Source organism: Mailhella massiliensis, from assembly GCF_020741395.1.
Classification (GTDB): Bacteria; Desulfobacterota; Desulfovibrionia; order Desulfovibrionales; family Desulfovibrionaceae; genus Mailhella; species Mailhella massiliensis_A.
The window spans coordinates 1-9,561 of sequence record NZ_DYZA01000072.1 but is presented as its reverse complement, the minus strand read 5'-3'; the positions used below and the strand labels follow the sequence as shown (position 1 = coordinate 9,561).

Here is a 9,561-nt window from a genome sequence, read left to right as displayed (position 1 = left end):
TGCGTTCCGGCCTTTTCGTTTAACCGAAAAAAGATACCGTTGAGGTAACTTTTTCAAGTGAAACTTGAATGTTTTCCCCTTCCCTGTGCGGAAAGGGTTCCTGCACAGAAAAGGGGAAAGTGGTTAGAAGTAACGCTTCAGAAGGCCAGCGAAACCGGCGCCGTGGCGGGCTTCGTCTTTGGCCATTTCGTGCACAGTGTCGTGGATGGCGTCGTAGCCCTTGGCCTTGGCCTTGCGGGCGGTTTCCATCTTACCGGCGCAGGCGCCGGCTTCGGCTTCGGCACGCATCTTCACGTTGGTCTTGGTGCAGGGCACGAGCACTTCGCCGAGCAGTTCGGCGAACTTGGCGGCATGTTCGGCTTCTTCAAAGGCATAGCGCTTGAAGGCATCGGCGATTTCGGGGTAGCCTTCGCGTTCGGCCTGGCGGCTCATGGCGAGGTACATGCCGACCTCCGTGCATTCACCGGTGAAGTTGGCGCGCAGTTCTTCCATGATATCGGCGTCTTCCACCTTACCGTCGCCAACATGGTGTTCCGTTACGAAGCCGGCGTTGCCTTCTTCCACGCGGAACTTAGAGCCGGGGGCCTTGCACTGGGGGCAGACGAAACCTTCGGGAAGGCTTTCCGCTTCAACAGTATACCCGCAAACGGGGCAGACAAACTTTTTCATGGGTAATTCTCCTGGTGGGAAAAGGGACATGATGCCCTGTGGCGATGCATACCATCGGCCTGCATCGGCCGGGCTGCGGCAAATCGGGAAAGGGGGCGGAAAATCTCCCGCCCCCTCATTTATGATGTTACTTGGACAGTTCGGTCAGCTCGTCAAAGCGTTCCTGGTACTGCTGAGCCATGGTGGCACGCAGCTTTTTGGCCAGTTCGGGCTTGGCCTTTTCCAGCTGGGCGTAGCGGTTTTCGCCGAGGAGGAATTCTTCCAGGGTGCCGTCAGGAGCCTTCTTGTAGTCAAGAACGAAGGGATTCTTGCCTTCTTCCTTGAGGGTGGGGTTGTAGCGGTACAGAGGCCAGTAGCCGGTCTGAACGGCGAGCTTGGCTTCTTCGAGGCTGCGGCCCATGCCCTTGCGGATGCCCTGGTTGATGCAGGGAGCATAGGCGATGATGAGCGAAGGACCATGATAGGCTTCGGCTTCCTTGAAGGCCTTGAGCACCTGGTTCATGTCGGCGCCCATGCTCACACTGGCGACGTATACATAACCGTAGGTCATGGCCATGCGGCCGAGATCCTTCTTGCGCACGGGCTTGCCGGCAGCAGCGAACTTGGCGATGGAGCCGAGCGGGGTGGCCTTGGAGGCCTGGCCGCCGGTGTTGGAGTACACTTCGGTGTCGACCACGAAGACGTTGATATCCGCGCCGGAAGCGATGACATGGTCAAGGCCGCCGTAGCCGATATCGTAGCCCCAGCCGTCGCCGCCGAACACCCAGAAGGACTTCTTGGTGAACAGATCCTGCATGGTCCAGAGCTTTTCGAGAACTTCGCTGTTGTCCACATCGGTGAGTTCGTCGAGAATGGCTTCGCCGTATTCACGGGAGAGCTTGGCGTCGTTCATGTTGTCGAGCCAGCCCTGCAGGGCGGCCTTCAGCGCATCGCTGACGCCGGGCAGTTCCAGAGCTTCACGGCAGACGAGGGCCAAGCCTTCGCGGCGCTGCTTGTAGGCGTCGTGCATGCCGAGGCCGTATTCGGCTGCATCTTCAAACAGGGAGTTGCCCCAGGCCGGGCCGTGGCCGTCCTTGTTCTGGCAGTACGGCGTGGTGGGAGCGGAGCCGCCCCAGATGGAGGTGCAGCCCGTGGCGTTGGCGATGACCATACGTTCGCCGAAGAGCTGGGTGAGCAGCTTGACATAGGGAGTTTCGCCGCAGCCTGCGCAGGCGCCGGAGAATTCCAGGAGGGGCTGGCAGAGCTGGGAACCCTTGAGGGTGCCGCGATCCACCAGATCGTCCTTGATGGAGATGTTTTCTTCGGCGAACTTGAGGTTGGCGACCTGGGCATCCAGCTGAGTTTCCAGGGGCTTCATGACCAGAGCCTTTTCCTTGGCAGGGCAGACGTTGGCGCAGGAACCGCAGCCGAGGCAGTCCTGGGCGTAGACCTGCATGCGGAACTTGAGGCCCTTGAGTTCCTTGCCCATGGCGTCGATGGTGACGAAGCTTTCAGGCGCGCCTTCCAGTTCTTCTTCCGTGGCGAGCACGGGACGGATGGCGGCATGGGGGCAGGCCATGGAGCAGCGGGTGCACTGGATGCACTTGGTGGAATCCCATTCGGGAACGGCCACGGCCACGCCGCGCTTTTCACAGGCGGTGGTGCCGAGGGGCACGATGCCGGTGGGATCGAAGGCGGACACAGGCAGGGTATCGCCCTTCTGAGCGAGGATGGGACGAACCACGTTGGCAATGTAGGGATCTGCATCGTGGTAGATGGAAGGCGTATCCACGGCATCGATCCAGGATTCGGGATAGTGGATTTCGGTGAGGGCTTCAAGCGCCTTGTCCACGGCGGCGATGTTCATGTTGACGACCTTGTCGCCCTTCTTGCCGTAGGTTTTCTTGATGGCGGTCTTGATGTAGCCGATGGCTTCGTCGATGGGCAGCACGTTGGCGAGCTTGAAGAAGGCCGTCTGCGTGACCATATTGATGCGGTTGCCGAGGCCCACTTCTGCGGCCACCTTGCCGGCGTCCACGTTGTAGAACTTGAGGTGCTTCTTGGCGATGGTGCGCTTCATCTGGCCGGGGAGTTCACGATCCATGTCTTCCACGGAGGACCAGCTGGAGTTCAGCAGGAAGGTTCCGCCTTCCTTGATGCCTTCAAGCACATCGTACATATGGACATAGGAGTCCTTGTGGCAGGCGACGAAGTCGGCGCGGTTCACCAGATAGGAGGACTTGAGGTAGGACTTGCCGAAACGCAGGTGGGACACAGTGAAGCCGCCGGACTTCTTGGAATCGTAGGCGAAGTAGCCCTGGGCGTACATGTCGGTGTTGTCACCGATGATCTTGATGGCGTCCTTGTTGGCGCCCACGGTGCCGTCGGAGCCGAGGCCGAAGAACTTGCACTGCACGGTGTTGGCAGGCACGGTGTCAATGTCGGCGCCCACTTCGAGGGACAGGTTGGTCACGTCGTCATTGATGCCCACAGTGAAGTGGTTCTTGGGAGAGGCGACCAGCATGTTGTCGAACACGGCCTTGGCCATGGCGGGGGTGAATTCCTTGGAGCCAAGGCCGTAGCGGCCGGCGAGGATCTTGGGGAAGACGCGGATCTGATCACCGTGCTCCACAAAGGCGGTGCAGACGTCTTCATACAGGGGTTCGCCGAGAGCACCAGGTTCCTTGGTGCGGTCGAGCACGGTCACGGTCTGCACGGTAGCGGGCAGCACGTTCAGCATGTGCTGGGCGCTGAAGGGACGGTACAGGCGGACTTTGACGATACCGACGCGTTCGCCCTGAGCGTTGAGGTAATCCACCACTTCTTCCATCACGTCGCAGGAAGAACCCATGGCGATGACTACGCGGTCGGCTTCGGGATCACCGTAGTAGTCGAAGGGCTTGTAGTTGCGGCCGGTGATGGAGGCCACGCGCTTCATGGCTTCCACCACAATGGCGGGCACTTCGTTGTAGTAGGGATTGCAGGCTTCGCGGTTCTGGAAGTAGATATCGGGGTTCTGGGCGGTGCCGCGCTGATGCGGATGCTCGGGGTTCATGGCGTTGTCGCGGAACTCCTGCACCTTGTCCCAGTTCACCACCTTGCGGATATCTTCGTAGTCGATGACTTCGATCTTGCGGATTTCGTGAGAGGTGCGGAAGCCGTCGAAGAAGTGGCAGAAGGGAACGCTGGAGTCGATGGCGGACAGATGAGCCACCAGAGCGAGATCCATGGATTCCTGGGGGTTGTTGGAGCAGAGGAAGGCGAAGCCGGTCTGGCGGGCAGCCATGACGTCCTGATGGTCGCCGAAGATGGACAGGGCGTGGGAAGCCAGGGCACGGGCGGAAACATGGAAGACGCCGGGAAGCAGTTCACCGGCGATCTTGTACATGTTGGGGATCATGAGCAAAAGGCCCTGGGAGGCCGTGAAGGTGGTGGTCAGCGCACCGGAAACCAGAGAGCCGTGCACGGCGCCGGCGGCGCCGGCTTCAGACTGCATTTCGCGGATGGCGACCGTCTGGCCCATAAGGTTTTTCTGGCCCTTGGCGGACCACTCGTCGGCCAGTTCGCCCATGACGGACGAGGGCGTAATGGGGTAGATGGCGGCAACGTCGCTCAAGGCGTAGGCAACGTGCGCGGCGGCGGTATTGCCGTCCATAGTCTTCATGTGTTTAGCCATAAAGTCCTCCTCATAGGATGCCCGCCATGCGGCGGAAAAATTCCCGCGTGGAACGCGGATAATGCGCCAGGTGCAGCGGCCGCAACAGGAATGGGCAGGCGCTTTTGCGTGCCCTGCAGCCGCACGGAAGGAAACTAATACTGTTTGAGTAAACAATCAACCGTTTTTCCTCTCCTACGATATCAAAAAACTCATGCTCCGTAAAGATGGCCGGGCGGCGGGGCGAGGAATAAAAAAGGAAATTATCATTTACCAGTACCTTGGAAAAGGGCAAGGATGGCGGGGAGGGCCTGCATGCGGGCAAAAATCTTCGCGGGCGTCATGTCCGCGCAAGGGGGAAGTATGGATTACAGCGATTCCGTCGACCGGCTCAGCCGTATTCTTGTCCGGGCGCATCGCATCATTCAGATGGAACTGCTCAAACAGGGAGTGGATGATCTGGTCCCTTCCCATGGGGCGGTGCTGGAACATCTGCATCAGGCGGGCATGGCCCGGCCTGTGACGGAACTGGTGGTAGCCCTGAAGCGACCGAAATCGTCCATCACCAAGGCTACCGACAGCCTGGAAAAAGGGGGCTATGTATTTAAAAAGCCCAATCCCGGCGACGGGAGAAGCTACCTTGTGGGACTTACCCCGGCGGGAGATGAGGCACTCGAACAGTTCCGCAGGGCCTACACCGCCATGGAAAAAAGGCTGTTCAGCTCCATCTCGACAGAGCGTCGGGAGATGTGCATGCAGGTGCTCGCGGAAATGGAAGGCAATCTGGAGAGGTTTCTTTAGAGAGCCGGAGCGGCGGAGCTCTGCCTTCTTTCCTCTGCCGCCTGCGGTTGCAGCATCGCCTTTGCTTCGGGACGCAGCTTTGGAAAGAACGATATTTGGCTTTCTATGGGCCGGGGTCGTGCACGGGCGGAATATTTAAAGGCCGGAACTTCTGTGATCCTGCCGACGGCATCCGGGGAAGCCTCACGTTTGGTGCTGCTTCATAAGGGGGGGCGGAGTCTTTTCTTCACTGAGCCCGGCCATGCAGAGAGACGGAAAAAACGGCATGCTCCGTCCGGCCCCTGCTTTTTTCGGTATGCCGGGATATGCTTCGAAAGGGAGCTTCGCGTGTGAGGGAAAGGCGTGAAGCTCCCGTATTCGTGGGGCCGGGGGAGAGTAACTTCCCCCGACATATTCAGATTGAACGGCCGGTATTCTTCCTTCTGCGCCTTTTGGTCAGCGCTTTCCAGAACGCTGCGCGATGCCCATGAGGGCATAGGTCAGACTTGCGGCGGTGAAGTCCGAAACGATATGGCCCTCCCTCGGGGCGAGTTCCACAATGTCGAAGCCCAGCAGATTGCGCCCCTCCACGGCCTTGGCTGCAAGGTCCAGCGCCTGGTACCAGCTGAGGCCGCCGGGTACGGGAGTGCCGGTCTCCGGCATGATGGAAGGATCGAGCCCGTCCACGTCGAAAGTGATGAAGATGTTTTCCGGAAAGTCGTCGGGCAGAAGTTTTTCCGGCAGGCCGTCCCGGCAGAGCTGGGGGGCGTCCCAGGCGACGACGCCGTGTTTTTTTCTGGCTTCCAGCTCTTCCCGGCAGAAAATACGGTTGCCGAGCTGTACGAGGGGCAGTTCCAGATCCGCGACCGCGCGGCGCATGACGGAGGCGTGGCTCCAGCGGCTTCCTTCATAGCTGTCCCTGAGGTCGGCGTGGGCGTCGAACTGCACCACGCCGAAAGAGCCGAAGCGTTCCTTCAGTGCGACCATTTCCCCATAGGTGAGGGAATGTTCCCCGCCGAGCACCACTGGTACGGCGCCCATGTCCAGGGCTGCGAGCACGGCGAGACGCACCCTGTTCATGACATGTTCCGGGGCGCCGGAACAATCCACGGGGCAATGAGTGAAGATGCCCTCTTCCCCGGGGAAGCTTGTGCCGTCATAAAGTTCCAGCTGGTCGGAGGCTTCCAGAATGGCTTCCGGGCCGCGTTCTGTGCCGCCCGCATAGCTTACCGTGGCTTCATAGGGCACGGGGATGACGTGAAAGCGCGCCTCGTTTGCCGGGCGGGCAGGTACTTCCGAGGAAAGGAAGCGGTTTTCATATTCTTTCAGCATGGAAACTCCTGAGCCTGTGTTTTGCGTTGCGCGGGCAGGGCATGTGCCGCTGCGGATGCGGGTGTTTTTTGGGGGGCGAGGTATTTTCGTCCGCCCTTCATGCACGGGCGGAGAATATGCAGTCACATTTGCCGGACTCGGCGCAGGTACGCCGATGCGGAGCATTACTCTTGCGGTTCGGCAAGGCTCTTGCGGAATATGCGGCGCATGTGGCGGCTTACCCATTTGCCGAAGTTGTCGAGGTACACATAGTATACCGGGGTAATGTAGAGCGTGACGAGCTGCGAGAAGACCAGGCCCCCGGCCACGCAGATGCCTATGGGCTGCCGGGCTTCCGCACCTGTCGCACCGATGCCGAAGGCCAGGGGCAGCGCGCCCATAATGGCCGCGAGCGTGGTCATGAGGATGGGGCGGAAGCGGATGAGGCAGCCCTGCACGATGGAATCTTCCGTGCTCATGCTTCCGCTGCGCTCTGCGGCAAGGGCAAAGTCCAGCACCATGATGGCGTTCTTCTTCACGATGCCGATGAGCATGATGATGCCCACGAAAGCCGTCATGTTCAGCTCGGAATCGAAGAGCCACAGGCAGAACAACGCGCCGAAGCCTGCGGAAGGCAGGCCGGAGAGGATGGTGATGGGGTGTATGAAACTTTCATACAGGATGCCGAGCACGATGTAGATGAGGATGAGCGCTACGATGATGATGAGTATCATGTCGCGCACGGAATCCTGGAAATCCTGCGCGGTACCGGTGAGGCTGCCGGACACGGATGCGGGCAGAAGTTCCCCGGCCACTCTTTCCACGTCGGCCATGGCTTCGCCCATGGCGTAGCCAGCAGCCACGTTGAAGGATACGCTCACGGCCGGGAACTGGCCCCTGTGGTTCACGGAAAGGGGGCCTGCTTCGAACTGCCGCGTGACCAGCGTTTCCAGGGGTACGAGCTTGCCCTTGCTGGAGCGCAGGTAGATGCCGTCCAGAATACTGGCGCTGTCCTGAAGTTCGCGCAGCACTTCCATCTTCACGGTGTAGTCGCTCACGTCCGTATAGATGGTGGAGATTTCGCGGGTGCCGAAGGCGGAATAGAGCGAGTTTTCGATCTGCGAGAGCGTCACGCCCAGCATGGTGGCCTTGTCCCTGTCCACGATGAGGCGGATGGAAGGATTCATGAGCTGAAGGTCGGAGCCCACGTCGCGCACGCTTTTTACATGGTGCAGGGCTTCTTCCACTGAGCGGGCGGCGTCATACAGTTCCGCAGTGTTGCTGCCCACGAGGGTGTAGTTGTAGATGCCGGTGCTGTTTCCGCCCGCGCCCTGCATGTTGGCGTTTCTCAGAGAAACCATGAGGGTGGGGTTGTTGCCGAGCGCCTTTCTGAGGCGTTCGATGACGACGTTGATGTTTTCGCGTTCGGAGATGGGCTTCAGGCGCACCATGATGTTGGCGGTGTTGGTGTCGGCCCGGGTGCCGCCGCCTATGGTTGTGGTGAAGCTGCGCACGGCCGGATCGGCCAGGATGATGGGGTGCAGTTCCTGTACGGCTTTCGTCAGGGCCTCGAAGGAAATGGATTCCTCGGCCTTGGCAAAAACGCGGATGCGGCCGCCGTCGATAGCAGGAAAATAGCCTGTGGGCACCAGGGTGGAAAGCCACCAGGTGGCCGCGATGAGGGCCATGGAGCCGAGGAAGGTGAGGAACTTGTGCCGCATGACGCAATAGAGGCTGCGCGAATACAGTGAGAGCAGGCCCAGAAAGACTTTCTCCATGGCGGCCTTGATGCCGGAATGTTTGAGGTGCACCGACTGATCCGTGAGGAAGATTGCGCTCATCATGGGCGTGAGGCTGATGGAGATGAAGAAGGAAATGGAAATGGCGATGATGATGACGGCCGCGAACTCAAAGAACATGCGGCCGGCTGTGCCGGGCAGGAAGAGCAGGGGAATGAACACGGTGCCCAGGGAAACCGTCATGGAAAGGATGGTGAAGCCTATTTCCCCCGCGCCGTCCATGGCGGCAGCCAGGGGGGATTTTCCCATTTCCCTATGCCGTATGATGTTTTCCAGCATGACGATTGCGTCATCCACCACGAAGCCCACCACAAGGATGAGGGCCATGAGCGACATGTTGTCGAGGCTGAATCCGGCGAAGAACATGAGGGGGAAGGCCGCCACTACGGAAAGCGGCAGCGCGAGGCTCGGGATGATGGTAGCCATGCCGTCGCGCAGGAAGATGTAGATGACGAGCACCACCAGAAGTATGGTCAGAAGCAGGGTGAATTCCACCTCTTCCACGGATTCCTTGATGGGGATGGAGGTGTCTTCCACCACGTCCATGTTGATGGAGGGGGGCAGAGTGCTTTCGATATCGGCGAGCAGGTCGAGGATATCGCTCACGATCTGCACGGTATTGCCTCCGGGCTGTCGCGTTACCTGTACGATGACGCCCGGGTCGCCGCTGATGAAGCTGGCCTGGTTGGTTTCCTCCACGCCTTCCACCACGTCGGCCACGTCGCTCAGGCGCACGGGAGCGCCGTTGCGCCATGCCACCACGATTTTGGCGAAGTCCTCGGCCTTGATCAGGGAGCCGTTGTCTTTGATGTTGCGGATGCGGTCCGTGCCTTCCAGCTTGCCGGTGGGAAGGGTGACGTTGGCCGCGTCGATGCCGTTGCGTATTTCCTCGGCGCTTACGTCGCGGGCCTGCATGAGGTCGGGCCGGAGGTTTACGCGCACGGCGTAGCGCTTCGCGCCGCGTACATCGGACTTGGAGACCCCCGCCACCATGGAAAGGCGCTGGGAAACGTAGTTTTCCGCGTAGTCGGTGAGCTGCTGCCTGGTGAGGGTGTTGGAGGTGAGGGCTATTTGTATGACGGGCAGGGAGTCCGGGTCCAGCTTCATGAAGCGGGGCATCTGCGTCATGGTTTCCGGCATGCGGGAATAGGCTATGGAAATGGCCGATTGCACGTCGAGGGCCGCGCCGTCGATATCCCGGTCCAGCTCAAACTCCACGCGCACCATAGTGCGGCCGAGCTTGTTGGTGGAGGTCATGTTCTTGATGCTGGAAATGGTGGAAATCTGCTTTTCCAGCGGCTTGGCCACGGAGGTGGCCATGGTTTCCGGTGAAGCGCCGCTCAGGGTGGCGGAAACGATGATGACGGG

At 60.0% G+C, this 9,561-nt stretch carries 5 protein-coding genes; 1 reads left to right on the top strand and 4 read right to left on the bottom strand.

What is annotated here, in order from left to right:
- Positions 1-123: 123 nt before the first annotated feature.
- Both K8W16_RS03895 and nifJ read right to left on the bottom strand, forming a co-directional pair.
- Positions 124-669, bottom strand: coding sequence for a ferritin family protein (locus tag K8W16_RS03895; protein WP_304121309.1), 546 nt, complete (start codon positions 667-669; stop codon positions 124-126).
- A 127-nt stretch (positions 670-796) separates the two neighbouring features.
- Entirely contained in the window at positions 797-4,324 is a 3,528-nt protein-coding gene (nifJ, locus tag K8W16_RS03890) for a pyruvate:ferredoxin (flavodoxin) oxidoreductase (RefSeq protein WP_304121308.1), read from the bottom strand.
- A 342-nt stretch (positions 4,325-4,666) separates the two neighbouring features.
- Between nifJ and K8W16_RS03885 the strand changes: the two genes are divergently transcribed.
- Positions 4,667-5,104 carry a MarR family winged helix-turn-helix transcriptional regulator gene (locus tag K8W16_RS03885; RefSeq protein WP_304121306.1) on the top strand — a complete coding sequence of 146 codons (438 nt, stop codon included), beginning with the start codon at positions 4,667-4,669 and terminating at the stop codon, positions 5,102-5,104.
- 435 nt (positions 5,105-5,539) lie between these two features.
- Here the strand turns inward: K8W16_RS03885 and speB are convergent, their stop codons facing one another.
- Together speB and K8W16_RS03875 are read right to left on the bottom strand one after the other, a co-directional pair.
- Positions 5,540-6,415 carry an agmatinase gene (gene speB, locus K8W16_RS03880; protein WP_304121304.1) on the bottom strand — a complete coding sequence of 292 codons (876 nt, stop codon included), beginning with the start codon at positions 6,413-6,415 and terminating at the stop codon, positions 5,540-5,542.
- A gap of 164 nt (positions 6,416-6,579) precedes the next feature.
- On the bottom strand, positions 6,580-9,561 hold a 2,982-nt coding region (locus tag K8W16_RS03875; protein WP_304121302.1), incomplete at its 5' end, for an efflux RND transporter permease subunit.